Origin of the sequence: Actinokineospora enzanensis DSM 44649, from assembly GCF_000374445.1 — a bacterium.
In the GTDB taxonomy this organism is placed as follows: domain Bacteria; phylum Actinomycetota; class Actinomycetes; order Mycobacteriales; family Pseudonocardiaceae; genus Actinokineospora; species Actinokineospora enzanensis.
Genome location: NZ_KB894407.1, coordinates 89480 through 104370 on the forward strand (window position 1 = coordinate 89480; position 14891 = coordinate 104370).

General features: G+C 72.1%; 9 protein-coding genes. 3 read left to right on the plus strand and 6 right to left on the minus strand.

The genetic code is table 11. The features are described from left to right. Window positions 1–62 precede the first annotated feature (62 nt). The 3 genes from C503_RS0108625 to C503_RS0108635 are packed head-to-tail and all read left to right on the plus strand — an operon-like array spanning window position 63 to window position 4618. Window positions 63–2843 (plus strand): AfsR/SARP family transcriptional regulator, encoded by a 2781-nt coding sequence (locus C503_RS0108625; protein ID WP_018681789.1) that lies wholly within the window; start codon window positions 63–65, stop codon window positions 2841–2843. A 54-nt stretch (window positions 2844–2897) separates the two neighbouring features. Further along, window positions 2898–3584, plus strand: coding sequence for a helix-turn-helix domain-containing protein (locus C503_RS43130; protein WP_018681790.1), 687 nt, complete (start codon window positions 2898–2900; stop codon window positions 3582–3584). After that, window positions 3569–4618 (plus strand): trypsin-like serine peptidase, encoded by a 1050-nt coding sequence (locus C503_RS0108635; protein ID WP_018681791.1) that lies wholly within the window; start codon window positions 3569–3571, stop codon window positions 4616–4618. Before C503_RS43130 ends, C503_RS0108635 begins: the two co-directional genes overlap by 16 nt. A gap of 35 nt (window positions 4619–4653) precedes the next feature. Here the strand turns inward: C503_RS0108635 and C503_RS0108640 are convergent, their stop codons facing one another. The 6 genes from C503_RS0108640 to C503_RS0108665 form a co-directional block, all read right to left on the minus strand. Next, complete coding sequence (locus C503_RS0108640; RefSeq protein ID WP_020608206.1) at window positions 4654–7392, minus strand: NACHT domain-containing protein; 2739 nt, start codon at window positions 7390–7392, stop codon at window positions 4654–4656. A gap of 141 nt (window positions 7393–7533) precedes the next feature. After that, on the minus strand, window positions 7534–10314 hold the full coding sequence (locus tag C503_RS0108645) for an NACHT domain-containing protein (RefSeq protein WP_156893082.1): 2781 nt from the start codon (window positions 10312–10314) through the stop codon (window positions 7534–7536). A 281-nt stretch (window positions 10315–10595) separates the two neighbouring features. Next, window positions 10596–11519: a TAXI family TRAP transporter solute-binding subunit gene (locus C503_RS0108650; protein WP_018681792.1), complete on the minus strand. Its 924-nt coding sequence runs from the start codon at window positions 11517–11519 to the stop codon at window positions 10596–10598. After that, on the minus strand, window positions 11516–12880 hold the full coding sequence (locus C503_RS0108655) for a sensor histidine kinase (RefSeq protein WP_018681793.1): 1365 nt from the start codon (window positions 12878–12880) through the stop codon (window positions 11516–11518). Before C503_RS0108655 ends, C503_RS0108650 begins: the two co-directional genes overlap by 4 nt. A 3-nt stretch (window positions 12881–12883) precedes the next feature. Further along, window positions 12884–13543 (minus strand): response regulator transcription factor, encoded by a 660-nt coding sequence (locus tag C503_RS0108660; RefSeq protein WP_018681794.1) that lies wholly within the window; start codon window positions 13541–13543, stop codon window positions 12884–12886. 2 nt (window positions 13544–13545) lie between these two features. Further along, window positions 13546–14835 (minus strand): MFS transporter, encoded by a 1290-nt coding sequence (locus C503_RS0108665; RefSeq protein ID WP_018681795.1) that lies wholly within the window; start codon window positions 14833–14835, stop codon window positions 13546–13548. Between the last annotated feature and the right edge of the window lie 56 nt (window positions 14836–14891).

Consider the following 14891-nt stretch of genomic DNA (forward strand, 5'->3'; position numbering starts at 1 on the left):
GGAATACCGGGACCGGGCGGGACAGGGCGGGACAGGGCGTGGGACCACTACACTCGTACAGCGTGCGCTTCGTCCTGTTGGGGCCCATCCGAGCGTGGCGGGGCGAGGTCGAGGCGGACCTGGGACCACCCACCCGGCGGGCCGTGCTCGCCGTCCTGCTGGCCCACGCCGGGACCCCGGTCCCGCTGGACCGGATCATCGACATACTCTGGGCCGATGACCCGCCGGACAGCGCGGCCAACATCGTGCACCGGCACATCGGCCACCTGCGCCGTCTGGTCTCGCCGGAGCAGGCCCTCACCGGCGGGGCGGGCGGCTACCTGCTGCCGGTCGACGCGGAAACCCTCGACCTGGTGCGGTTCCGCGAATGCGGCGCGGCGGCGACGGCGGCCACCGACCAAGGCGCGGCCTGGGACCACCTCGCCGAGGCGCTCGCCCTGTGCCAGGGGCCGACCGTCGCGGGTGTCCCGGCCCGGGTCCGGACCCACCCCGTGTTCACCGCGATCGACCAGGAGCGGCTCGCCGTCCTGCGCCGGGCCGCGGACACCGCGCTCGCCGCGGGCCACCCGGACCGGGTCCTGCGCGCGCTGACCGCCGCCGGGGCCGAGCACCCGCTGGACGAGGCGGTGCAGGCCGGGCTGGTCCGGGTGCTGGCGGCGACCGGGCGGCAGGCCGAGGCGCTGTCCACCTACCAGGCCGTGCGTGCCCGCCTGGCCGACGAGCTGGGCGTGGACCCCGGGCCGGACCTGCGCGCCGCGCACGCCCAGGTGCTCGACCAGACCGTGCCCACCCCGACGCCCGTGGCCGCCCGGCCCGCGTTCGGCCCCGCCCAGCTGCCCACGGACCTGCCGACGTTCACCGGTCGCGCGGTCGAGCTGGCGCGGATCCGGGAACTGGCGGCGGGGGAGGGGATCGGGGTGCTGATCACCGTCATCAGCGGCATGGCGGGGGTGGGCAAGAGCACCCTGGCCGTGCGCGCCGCGCACACGCTCGCCGCTCGGTTCCCGGACGGGCAGCTCTACCTCGACCTGCGCGGCTTCGACCGCACCGGCGCGGTGGTGTCCACGGGCGAGGCGATCCGCACCCTGCTGGAGACGCTGGGCGTGCCGCCGTCGGACATCCCGGTCGGCACCGACGCGCAGACCGCGCGCTACCGCGCCCTGCTCGCGGGCCGCCGGGCGGTGGTGGTGCTGGACAACGCGGGGGACGCCGAGCAGGTCCGCCCGCTGCTGCCCGGTTCGCCCGGCTGCCTGGTCCTGGTGACCAGCCGGGACCGGCTGCGCGGACTGGTCGCCACGCACGGCGCCCAGTCGATCACCCTGGCCGTGCCCGGCCCGGCCGATGCCCGGGAGTCGTTGCGCCGCAGGCTCGGCGCGGCCAGGGTGGCCGCCGAGCCCGGCGCGGTCGGCGAGATCCTGGACCGGTGCGGGCGGTTGCCGCTGGCGTTGGCGGTGGTCGCGGCCCGCGCGGCCACCCACCCGGGCTTCTCCCTCGCCACCATCGCCGCCGAGCTGCGGCGGAGCGCGGGCAGCCTGGACGCGTTCACCGACACCGACCCGGTGGCCGACGCGCGGGCGGTGTTCTCCTGGTCCTACCGGGTGCTGAGCCCGCAGGCGGCTCGCCTGTTCCGGTTGCTCCCGGGACATCCCGGGACAGCCGCGTCGGTGGCCGCTGTCGCCAGCCTCGCGGGTGTCGGTCCAGGCGCGGCGCGGACCCTGCTGCGCGAACTGGGCGACAACCATCTGGTCGAGGAATCCGCGCCGGACAGCCACACCTGCCACGATCTGCTGCGCGCCTACGCCGCCGAGCTCGCCGCCACGCACGACCCGGCAGCCGCGCTCGCGGACGCCCGCCGTCGACTCGACGACCACTACCTGCACTCCGCGGAGGCGGCCGCCACGACCCTGCACCCCTACCGGGAACGTCTCCTGCCGTCGACCGAACCCGCCGACGGCGTCGTGCTCGCCGACGTCGCCGACCATGACGCGGCCGAGTCCTGGCTGCGCGAACAGCGCGCGGTGCTGGTGGCGATCGTCGAACGCGCGGCGCACGAGGGGTCCGGCGACCACGGCTGGCGGTTGGCCCGCGCGCTGGAGCTGTTCCTCGATCGCCTGGGCAGCAGGCAGGACCAGCTGACCGTGCACCGCGCGGCGCTGGCGATCGCGGATCGGCTCGGCGAACCGTTGCGGCTGGCCGACGCCCATCGGGCGGTCGGGTTCGCGCTGCTGCGGGTGGACCGCCATGACGAGGCCGGGCACCACCTCGACCAGGCCCTGCGCCGGTTCGGCGACCTCGGTCACCACGCGGGCCGGGCCCGCACCCGACGAGCGCTGGCCTTCCAGGCCAACATCCTCGGCGACCACGCCGCCGCCCTGGCCCACTACGATCACGCGCTGGCCGACTACGACGCGACGGCGAGCAGCGCGGGCAGGGCCCGGGTGCTCAACGAGATCGGCTGGACGGACGTGCTGCTCGGCGACCACGCCCGCGCGCTGACCCGGTGCCGGGAGTCGCTCGGGCTGCACCGACGGACCGGCGACCGCAACGGCGAGGCCGCCGCGCTGGACAGCCTCGGGTACGCCTACCACCACCTGGGCCGCCACGAGCGGGCGATCGACTGCTACCGGCGCGCGGCGCACATCTATCGGGAGATCAGCGACCGCTTCCTGGAGGCCGACACGCTCGCGCACCTCGGCGACAGCCAGGACGCCAGCGGCGACCGGGACGCGGCCGGGATGGCGTGGCAGGAGGCGTTGCGGTTGCTGGAGATGTTGCGCCATCCCGGGACGGAACGCCTGCGCGACAAGCTGGACCGACTCCGGGTGGTCGCGCGCCGCGCCTGACGCGGGCACGAAACAGGCACCGGATGGTCACCACCGCTGCCTAGCGTCGTCCCCGTGTCGATCGAACCGCCGCTCGATGTGGCCGCCGCGCTGGACATCCTCGCCGGGACCGACCGGTGCACGGCGCTGCTGCCGCACTTCCACGGCCCGCTGCTGCGCGCCGTCGGGCGGACCCTCACCCGCGTCACGGCCCGGGGCGGTCACACCGATGTGATCTACCCGAACGAGATGTACCGACACCCGCCGTGGCTGGCACTGGCCCGCGCGCAGGCACGGACCGGTACGGCCGTGCTGGTCTCCGGAACACCGTTCCCGCCGTTGCTGATCGGCCCCGGCATCGCGGTGCTGACCGATCGCGGCGCGAGCAGGCCGGAGCTGTTCCGGGACATCGGACTCACGTCCACATTGGACCTGTTCGTCCGGGCCGTGCGCGGGCGTGCGGTGGAACTGGGTGGGTTCGATGTCCACAACGGACTGGCCGAGCGTGAGGCCGAACTGCTCGCGCTGCTCGGCGGTGGCCTCACGGACGCGGCCGCAGGCAAGCGGATGGGGTACTCGGCGCGCACCGTGGCCAGGGTGATGGCCGACATCATGACCCGCCTTGACGCGGCCAGCCGGTTCGAGGCAGGCGTCCGCGCCGCCCGGCTCGGCTGGCTGCCCCCGGGCGGCGCGTACCGAGACGTCCCGAAGACCGGGATGCCGGGGAGAACCAGGAAAGGATCATCATGCACAAGGGTGTGAAGGCACTCGCGATAGGGGTGGTACTGGCCGCGGGGGCGACCGCCGCGGCGGCCATGTCGTCGCCCGCCACCGCGGCCGACCAGGCGGTCGTGTACCGGGACGACGAGGACGCCGCCGCGGTCCGGGCCTACTGGACCCCGGAACGCATGCGCCAGGCCATCGACCTGGACCGGCCGGGGACCGCGGCCCTGCCCGGCGGTCCCCGGCTCGCGGGTGGCCCGGATCGGGGGCCCGGCACGACCGGCGGTCCGGACTGGGAGCCGCGTACGGCAGGCGGTCCAGGCGGGAGTCCCGCCGCGATCGGGAACGCTGTGAACGCTCGCCCGGCAGGCGGCCCGGACTGGGCACCCGGCGCGGCCGAACCCGTCGCGTATGCCGGATCGAACGCGGGCCGCGCGGTGGCCGCCGCCGATCGGCGGGTGGGTCGGATGTTCGCCGTCTACGCCAACCAGCCCTTCACCTGCACGGCCGCCGGCGTGCCCGCCGCGGCGGGCAAGGGTGGTCTGATCGTGACCGCCGCGCACTGCGTGAAGCAGCCGAACGGGTTCGCCACCCGTGTCCTGTACCTGCCCGGCTTCGAGAACGGCAGTGGCCAGTCGGGCACGTTCGTCGGCAGCACCTACACCATCGACTCCGGCTTCACCCCGGTGTTCCCGGGTTCCCCGGTCGGAGCTTTCGACATGGCGTTCGTGTCCGTGGGACCCAACGAGTCCGGCAAGCGGCTGAGCGAGGTCGGCGGCGAGTTCCAGGTCGCGTTCGACCACGCCAAGACCGGGCTGGGCACGGCCGTGCACTACTCGGGCGACACCCAGACCTCGTGCCTGGGGATCATCACGCCGTCCTCGATCCCGACGAACTGGGTCACCACCTGCCCGGGGGCGTCCGGCTCCAGCGGTGGGGCGCTGGTCCAGGAGAACATCGACGGAATACCCACCATCGTGGGCGTCATCGGCGGGGCCGACGCGGTCCGGATGGAAGGGCACTTCTTCGAGGCCAGGTCCCGCGGTCTCTACCTGTACGCGCGCACCCTGTAGCGCGCCCGGGGCTCCCCGGCCGCGGTCGGGGAGCCCTACCAGCCCGCCAGCCGGTCGCGCAGGTGCTCGGGTAGGGCCCCGACGGCCCGGCGCACCCGGTCGATGTCGGTCTCGGTGGCGGTCGGCGGCGGCGCGGGCAGCCGGGCCGGGTCGGTGTGCGTGCCGACGAGCAGGCCCGCCAGCCAGGCCAGGGTGGACTCGGCCCAGTGCTCGCGGTCGATGATCAGCTCGCCGGTCACGGCCAGGCCGAGGCAGAGCACCCGGGCGTGGACGGGGCGCATACCGAGGTTGGCCAGGCTCAGGTCGGCGTAGCCATCGGTCATCTGCCAGTGCGCGCCGAACAGGCCCTGGATGGTCAGCTCCTCGGTCACCGTGAAGTGGCCGAGGGTCGCCCGCCAGGAGTCCGGGTCGAGGCTCTCCCACAGCGACAGCGTCGACCGCCACGCCCGCAGCGCCTCGGCCGGTGTGCCGCCGAACATGTCCATCAGCGTCAGGTCGGAGCCGTTGAACACGACCAGCAACGTGGCCAGGTTGGCCAGGTACACGACCGGGGCGCGTACCAGGTCCGGGGCCGTCGGCCGGTAGTCGTTCGGTGCGCGGTGGCGGGTGCGGTAGGTGCGGATCAGCGCCGTGAGGGTCCGCCGCACGTGGTCCTGTTCGGCCGCGGGCAACTGCTCGAAGTACTCCTCGGCGAAGTCGACGACGGGTTGCCGGGTGGACCACACCTGGTGCGAGAGCAGCGTGTACAGGCGGGTGTCGTCCTCGGGGTCGGTCGCCCGCAGCGTGTCCACCCCGTAGCGGGCGACCAGGTACTCGCCGAAGGTGGCGTGCAGGAACTCGTAGGCGCGGTGCGGGGTCCGGGCCAGCACGGCCTCCGCCGCGTGGATGAAGAAAAACCGGCCGAGTACCCGGTCCCTGGGGTCCCCGCTCTGTCCGATGAGGACGGACAGGTCGGCGCGCAGGTCGTCCTCGCGAACGTACTGCGCGCGCCGGTTGAACATGGCCAGCGCGGCCACCGCCAGTCGTTCCCGCTGCTCGGCGACGGCCGAGCGCCGGTCCTCGGCGCGTGCCGGGCGCCGCTTGCCGACCTCGCGCCTGGTGAAGTCGTCGAAGACGCGTTCGTACAGGGCGAACCGGGACAGGTCGGCGTCCAGCGCGGGCGCGGCCGGGTCGGCCGCGTGCAGGGCCAGCATCAGCAACAACAGCGGCAGCCGGGTGAGGTTGTGGTGCAACAGCGCCTCGTCCCGGGACAGCGGCCGCACCCGCCCGGCGTCGATGCCCGCCCGGTTGGCCGACACCCACCGCGTCAGCCACTCCGCGACCTGGGCCTCGTCGAAGTCCTCCAGCTTGACCACGACGGCCTGCTCGGGCACCTCGATCCGGTCGGCCACCAGCGTCCGGGACGTCACCACGACCACCACCGGCCGTTCCTGTTCCAGTTCCACCCGTTGGAACTCGACGACCTCACGCAGATAGTCGCTCCGGTCCTCGCCGGTGGCCTGCAACAGCTCGTCCAGTCCGTCGAGCAGGACGACCCGGATCGTGTCGGTGCTCCGGTCGGCCAGCCGCGCCCACGGGATCTCCTGGTGCGTGGTGTGCAGCAGCGCCTGCCGCACCTGGGTGACGATCGGTGCGTCGGCGGCCACCTCGCGCAGCGGGACGTGCACCACGGTGTAGGAGTCGGCGGGCAGCCGGGCGGCGATCACCCTGGTCAGCATGGACTTGCCCGCGCCGGGGTGGCCGAGCACGAGCAGCGGCGCCCGGGTGGCCCGCCACGACCTGACGTGTGCACAGAGCGCCAGGTAGAGATTCCGCCGGACCGGTCGGGTCAGCCACCAGTCCTCGTCGGCCAGGCGCGGATCCGGCGCGCCGTGCGAGGTCCGGTAGTGCGGTTCGACGAAGGCGGCGTCCACGGTCGGGAAGGTGACCCATTGATGTTGCGGTTCGCCCGGGAGCACGAGATGGGACAGCCGCGCCCGATTGGCCCGCCGCAACGCGATGAGCGCCTCGTCCTGGTCGGCCGCGCCCGGCTCGGTGAGCAGACGTTCCAGCCGGTCGAGTGCCCCGCCGTGGCTGTCCAGCACGCCACGCAACTCGCCCATCAGCTCGACCACCACGGCCCGGGTGCCTGCGTGATCGCCGAGCTGCGACCAGACGTAGAACTCCGGGACCTCGCTCGCCAACCGCAGGAAGTAGGACTCGTAGCGGCGTTCGACCCGCCGCGCGAACTCCCGGCCGGTCATCCCGACGGGGACGCCGATCCCGTCGAACAGCCCGCGGGCCCATTCCCGCACCCAGCCCAGGTTCTCCGTGAATCCACGAGTGGCGTCGAGCGGCTGGATATCCGAATGGTAAAGCCCGTGGAATATCACCCCCGCCGAGACCGTCAGTCGATCGGGCCGCGCCTCGATCGCCGAGCGCACGCCGGGGCCGAGATTCTCCTCCAGAATCTCCAGGAAAGCCGCCGCCACGATCACCCCGTGCGCGGCCTCGACCAATTCCCGCCGTTCCCGCCCACGGCTTCTCGACACCCGCCGGGACAGGCCGGACACCAGGTCCCGCAACAACCCCATGGCCTGGTTCTTCTGATCCACCCACCCCCACACCAGCGCGAACACCACCACCGGCGGCGCTGTCGCAGGCAACGCCGCCAACCCGACCCCGGCCGCGAGAATGGCGGCACCGAACGCCCGATCGAGCCGTTCGAGCGCCCTTCCATCATGGTGCCCGAGAATCCGCAGCGCGGCGGAGAAAGTCGGCCGATGATCCCGCATCCACTGAACTGTAGCCGGCGACGGACAGTGAAGATCGTCGGGCAGCACTGGAACCGCTCCCGATTGCCGACCTGTCGAAGAATCGCGACCCATGACACGGGAAAGGACGCTCGGTTCGCCCGCCGAGTCGTCTGGACGTCTTCAGCGGCAGTGTCCAGGCTCATCGTCGGGCGCGGGTGGGCTGAGACGCTCATAAATCGCGTCGGGCAGGTCCTCGATGGCCCGGGCGACCCGGTCGGCGTCCTCGGGGGACGCGGTCGGTGGCGGCATCGGCAATCCGGAGGTACCGGAATGGAGACCCGCTCGCAGGCCCGCGATCCAAGCCAGGGCCGAGTCGACCCAGTGCTGCTGGTCGTCGACCACCTGACCCGTCACGGCCAGCCCGAGACCGAGCAGGCGGGCTCGCTCGCGGCGCAGGCCGACATTGGCCAGGCTGAGGTCCGCGTAGCCCTCGGTCATCTGCCAGCGGGCACCGAACAACCCCCGCACGGCCAGGTCCTCCGTCACCGTGAACTGCCCGAGCACCGTCCGCCACGAGCCCTCCTCCAGGCTCTCCCATAGCGACAGCGTCGACCGCCACGTCCGCAGGGCCGCCGTGGGCGTCCCGCCGAACACTTCCGTCAGGGTCAGGGTGTCGCTGAACGCGACCAACAGGGTCATCAGGTTCACCGAGTACACGGCCGTGGCACGGACGAAGTCCGGCTTGGTGGGCCGGTACCTGCCTGGAGTGCGGACGCGCGTGCGGTATGTGCGGATCAACTCCACCAGGGTGAGCCGCGTGAGGGTTCGCTCGTCCTCGGGCAGCTGCTCGAAATACTCCCCGGCGAAGTCCACAACGGGTTGTCGAGTGGCCCACACCTGGTGCGAGAGCAGTGCGTGCAACCGCTCGTCGTCATCGGCCGACATGACGCGCAGGACATCCAGCACGTACCGGGCGGCGAGGTAGTCGCCGAAGGTGGTGTGCAGGAACTCGTATGCGCGTCGGGTCGTCCCCACGAGCGCCTCGGCGGTGTGCACGAAGAAGAACCGGCCGAGCACGCGCTTGCCAGGGTCCACCGGCTCGCCGACCAGGACGTCGAGGTCGTCGCGCACCGCGTCCTCGTGGATGTACTGGGTGCCCCGGTTGACCATGGCCAGCGCGGCCACCGCGAGCCGGGCCAGCTGCGCGGCGACCTCCGATGCCACGGTCCGGCCGGGCGGGATCCGTCCCTTGTGCACCTCGCGCCGGGTGAAGTTGTCGAGGACCTGCTCGTAGAGCGCGGACTTCGACAGCTCGGCGCCGAGCGGGGGCGTGCCCGGGTCGGCTGCGTGCAGGGCGAGCATCAGCAGCAACAGCGGTAGTCGGGCCAGATCGTGGTGGACCACGGCCTCGTTCTCGGTCAGCCCGCGCACCCGCCCCGCGGCGATCGACGCTCGGTTGGCCTCCGCCCACCGCGCCAGCCAGGCCGCGATCTGAGCTTGGTCGAAGTCCTCCAGTTTGACCACGACCGAGCGAACCGGGATGGCGACCCGGTCGGCCAGCAGGGTCCGCGAGGTCACGATGACCACCACCGGACGCTCCTGCTCGTGCTCGACCCGCTGGAACCGCTCGATCTCGTGCAGGTAGTCGACTCGGTCGTGCCCCGACGCCTGTAACAGTTCGTCCAAGCCGTCGAGCAGCACGACCCGGATCGTGTCCGCGCTGTCCTCGGCCAGCCGTGCCCACGGGATGTCGGAGTTCGTGGCGTGCAGCAGCGCCTGCTGGATCTGCGTGGCGATCGGCGCGTCCGCGGCCACTACTCGCAGCGGTACCCGGACCACGGTGTAGGACTCGGTGGGCAACCGGGCCGCGATCACTTTCGTCAGCAACGACTTCCCGGCACCCGGGTGCCCGAGTATCAGCAGCGGGGTCCGGGCGGCCTCCGGCATGGTGATGTGCCCGACGAGCATGAGGTCGAGGTCGTCGCGCACCGGATGGTCGCGCCACCAGTCCTCGTCCGCCGGTCGGAAATCCCGTGACCACAGGGCGGTCCGGTAACGCGGTCGGATGAAGGCCCGGTCGACGGTGGGGAACACGATGCCCGCGCCGTAGTGCTCCGGGTCCGCGGGCACGACCGGGCGCGTCAGCAGGGCGCGATTGGCCCGCTGCAGGGCGGCGAGCGAGCCGGTCGTGTCGTCGAGGTCGGGAACCGCGAGCAGGCGTTCCAGGCGGTCCAGCGCCCCGCCCTGGGAGTCCAGCCGGTCGCGCAGTTCGGCCGCGATGTCGGTGATCGCCGCCCGGGTCGTGGCGTGTTCGCCCAGCAGGGACCAGATCAGGAACTCGGGGACTTCCCGCGCCAGGACCAGGTAGTGCGTCTGGTAGCGGTCCAGGACCCGCTTCGCGAACGGCGGGTCCTCAGGCGTCGTGTCGAGTCCGGCGAACATGGTGAACATGTCGAGGGCGTGCTCGACCCACTCCTCGATCGGCTGGAGATTCTCGCGAAAGCCCCGCCGCACATCGGGGGCGGGGATCTCGGAACGGTACAGCTGGCGGAACGTGGTCTCGCTGCTGAGCAACAGCTGCTCGCGTCGTTTCTCGACGGCTGCCCTGGCTTTCCGGCCGATGGTCTCCGCCAGCACCTCAAGGAAGGCCGCGACCACGATCACGCTGTGCGCGGCCTCGATCAGGTCGCGTCGTTCCCGCCCCCGGGTCCGCCCCAACCGGCGGGACAGTCCCGAGACGAGGTCCCGCAACAAGGCCACGGCCTGGTTCTTCTGGTCCACCCAGCCCCACACCAATGCGAACATCACCAGCGGCGGCGCCGTCGCCGGAACGGTCGCCAACCCGACGCCTGCGGCGAGGATGGTCGCGCCGAGGGCCTGATCAAGCCGTTCGAGCAGTCTCGACTCGTGTTTGCCCAGGATCCGCAACGCGGTGGAGAACGTCAGAGGTGGACCTGCCACTCCGTACACTGTAGTGCTCGTTCAGCCGATCCCGGCGGACCACAACGGCGACTACGTGCACCGGATTCGTACGGTGTCGATCCCACTCCACCCGTACCCCCACCACCCCTACCCCCACTCCACCCCTTACCCCTCAACCTGACTACCCCCAACTTGCCCACTATGCGGGATCGCGCCGGTCTCTTCCCACCCGATCGCGTTCGGCCCCCGGGCCGCACGTGATCGGGTGGGAAGAGACCGGCTGAAGGCGATCCCGCCGCCTCGGCGAAGCCGAGGCCGAGTTACCGCAGTTCGCGGTAGGCCGCCGCGGCCGCCGGGTGCAGGGGGATCGGGGCGGTGTCGATCAGCGAGCGGACGTCCAGGTACTGGGTGCCCAGGGCCTGTTGTGGGACGAGGTGGGTGGCGCGTTCCACCAGGACCCGGACCACCGTGCGGATCACCGGGTCGGGCAGGCCGGGGGCGGGGACCAGCATGTTCGGCACGCCCACCGTGGTCATCTCGGTGGTGTCCCGGTATGTCCCGGGAGGGATGGTGACCGCGTCGTAGACCGGGCCGTGGGCGGCGCGCAGGCCGGGGACGAATGCGCCGAGGTCCAGGAGGCGGATGCCGGTTTCGGCGTCCAGGCCGGTCAGGGCCGGGGTGGGCAGGCCGCCGGACCAGAGGAGGGCGCGGACGCGGCCGTCGCGTAGGGCGGTGACGGCGTCGGCGAGGGGGTGGTGGTCGACGGCGACGGAGACGTTCGCGGTGGTCAGGAGGCGGTCGCCGAAGAGGGCCGCGCCGGAGCCCGCGGCGCCGACCGAGACCGGCTGGCCCGCGAGTTCGGGCAGGGCGTGGATCGGGCTGTCGGCGCGTACGACGAGTTGCATGTAGTTCTCGTAGACCCGGCCCAGCGCGGTCAGCGGGAGGGGCTGGGGGAACGGGGTGGCGCCCGCGCGGGCGGCGGCGAGGGTGTCGGCGAGGACGAGGGCGAGGTCGGCCCGGCCGGTGGCGACCTGCTCGACGTTCATGACGCTGCCGAGCGTCTCCACCACCTCGGTGCGGGTGGCCGGGTCGGCCGCGTTCACCTCCGCCGCGAGCAGGCGGGCGAACTCGACGTAGAAGCCGCCCGACTCGCCCGCCGCGACGCGCACGGTCCTGGTCGGGGTGGTGTAGGCGCAGCCCGCGGTGGCCAGGGCGGCGAGCAGGAACAGGCGTCGGGTGATCATGCGCGGGCTCCCGGGAGGTCGATGGTGACCGCCAGGCCGCGCGGCTCGCGGCGGGTGATCAGCAGGCCGCCGTCGTGCGCGGTGCTCAGCCGTTCGGCGATCGCCAGGCCCAGGCCGGTGCCGGTGGTGCCGTTGCCCGCGCGCCAGAAGCGTTCGGTGAGCCGGGGCAGGTCGTGTTCCGGGACGCCCGGACCGTCGTCGTGCACGATGATCTCGCCGCGGTCGCCCGCGCGCCGGGTGGTGATCGTGACCGTGCCACCGGGGGCGTACTTGATGGCGTTGTCCAGCAGCACGTCCAGGATCTGCGCCAGGTCCGAGTCCGGGCAGGCCACCGCGGCGGGCGCGCAGTCCTCCACGATGGACACATCGGCCCGGTCGGCCGCGCCGTACCAGGCGTCGACCCGTTCCCTGGCCACGGTCGCCGCGTCGCATCCCGTCCCGGAACGGGTCCCGGCGACGAGTTCCGTCGCCACCGTGTCGGCCGATGCCAGCGTCATCAGCGCGTCCAGCAGCGATTCCAGCCGTTCCAGTTCGGCGACCATCGACGAGTACGTCTCCCGTGCGCTCCCGGGCACCCGGTCGGCCAGCAGGTCCATTCGCAACCGCAACGCCGCCAACGGGTTCCGCAACTGGTGGGACGTGTCCGCAACAAGCGCGCGCTGCCGTTGCGCCGACTCGGCCACGGCGTCCGACATCCGGTTGAACGACGTCGCCAACCCGCGCAGCTCCGGTGGTCCCAGTTCGGGGGAGACGTGCGTGCCCACGCTCGGGCCGCCGCCGACCGCCCGCACGCCGCGTTCCAGTTCCGCGACGGGACGCAACACCCAGCGGGACAACAGCAACGCCAACGCAACAAACGCAACAGCCGCGCCCAGCACGCCCAGCAGCACGAACGACCACCGCGTCCCGACATCGGCCGCTGCCCGGTCCACGGCGGAACGCAACGCGACAGCCCCGGTGACCCTTGTCCCACTCCCGACCGGTCGGGCGAACAACACCTCGCCCGACGACCACGGCCGGATGTCCGGCGGCACCTCGGCGGGCTGGTTGCGCAACGCCGCGTCCAACGCCGCCCGCACCGCCGGTTCGTCGGCCCGCATCCCGGACTCCAGCACCGGCGAGCGCCGCGCGTCCACGACCACCACCGCGTCGCCGTAGAGGTCCACGTGCGCGCGGACCTCGGCCCACAATCGATCCCGGCTCGTGCCCGCCAGCTCGGCGAACCGGTCCAGGTCGGCGGTCCGGCTGATCACGAACCGCTGGGTGCGCTCCGCCGACGTGCTGTGCAGCAACGGGAACGCGAACCCGGCCAGCGCCGCCAGCGACAGTCCGAGCAGCACCAGCAGCAGGCGCCTGCGCACGGGTCAGCCCTCCAGGCGGTAGCCGAAACCGCGGATCGTGCGCACCAGCCCCGGCCTGCCCAGCTTCGCCCGCAACTGTGCCATGTGCACGTCCAGCGACCGCGACACCGCCAGGTACGCGTCGCCCCACACCTCGTCCAAGAGCTGTTGCCTGCTGACCGCCACCCCGAGGTGACGCGCCAGCACCGCGAGGATGTCGAACTCCAGCCGGGTCAACGCGACCACCGCGCCGCTCGCGGTCACCGCGCGCGCGTCCAGGTCCACCACCACGTCGGCGACGGTCACCACCCCGGGCCGCCCGGCCGTGCCCGCGCGGGCCCGCCGGGTGACGGCCTCCACGCGGGCCAGCAGCTCGATCAGCCGCACGGGTTTGACCAGGTAGTCATCGGCGCCCAGGCGCAGGCCGCGCACCACGCTGCGCTCGTCGCCGCGCGCGGTCAGCACCACCACCGGGGTCGGGGCGACCTTGCGCAGCCTGCGCAGCACGTCCAGGCCGTCGATGTCGGGCAGGCCGAGATCGAGCAGCACCACGTCGGCGTCCCGGTGCCGGATCAGCGCGTCCGCGCCCCGGGTCACCCGGCACACCGGGTAGCCGTGCGCGGCGAGCACCTCGCCGACCGCGCCCGCGACCCCGTCGTCGTCCTCGACCAGCAGCACACGCATGGTTAGTCCCGGTCTTCGAGCGGGGAGTCGTGCGACGTCTCGGTCATGACGAAGTAGACCACGAGGGACACCAGCACACAGCCCGCAACGTAGTAGTAGAAGAGGGATTCATGTCCGGCTTGTTTCAACCACAGGGCGATGTACTCGGCCGTGCCGCCGAAGATGGCGACGGTGAGCGCATACGGTAGACCGACGCCGAGCGCGCGCACCCGTGCCGGGAACAGTTCCGCCTTCACCACCGCGTTGATGGAGGTGTAGCCGGTGACGACTATCAGCGCGCCCAGCATGAGCAGGAACGCGAGCACCGGTTCGCGTGTACCCGCGAGCAGTGTCAACAGCGGCACGGTGACCAGGGTGCCGAGAACGCCGAATCCCAGGAGCAGCGGCCTGCGCCCGATCCGGTCCGACAGCGCGCCCGCGATCGGTTGCAGGATCACGAACACGACCAGGGCCAGGAAGTTGATCCAGGCGACGGTGCTCTTCGGGATGTGGCTGGTGTTGACCATGAACTTCTGCAAGTAGGTCGTATAGGTGTAGAACGCGACCGTGCCGCCGAGGGTGAGGCCCACGACCAGCAGGCACGAGCGCGGGTGCCGCATGAGCGCCTTGAGCGTGCCGCGCGCCGCGTTCGTCTTCTCGGCCTCGAAGCTGGGGGACTCGTCCATCGTGCGCCGCAGGTACATCACGATGATCGCCCCGGTCGCGCCGACGAGGAACGCGATCCGCCAGCCCCAGCTCTCCATCTGGGCGGTGGTCAACAGGTTCTGCAACACGATCTGCAACGCCAACGCGACAAGCTGACCGGCGGTGAGCGTCACGTACTGGAAGCTGGAGTAGAAGCCGCGCCGCCCGGTCGAGGCCATCTCGGAGAGGTAGGTGGCGGAGGTGGCGTACTCGCCGCCGACGGAGAGGCCTTGCAACAGCCGTGCCAACACGAGCAATACGGGTGCGGATACTCCGATCGTCCCGTAGCCCGGGGTCAGGGCAATGAGCAGCGACCCGAACGCCATGAGCGTCACCGACAGCGTGAGCGCCGTCCGCCTGCCGAACCGGTCCGCGAACCGGCCCAACAGCCACCCGCCGATCGGCCGCATCAGGAACCCCACCGCGAACACGGCGGCGGTGTTGAGCCACTGTGCGGTCTGGTCGCCGTTGGGGAAGAAGGTGGCCGCGAAGTACACCGAGAAGGCGGTGTAGGCGTACCAGTCGTACCACTCGATGAGGTTCCCGATCGACCCCTTGGCGATGTTCGCCACCACCCGCCGCTCGCGGGCGTCCGCCAGGACAGCCATTGCGCTCCTCCGATCGTCGGTGATCGGAACCACAGTGCGGGCGGTGTCGGCTGGGT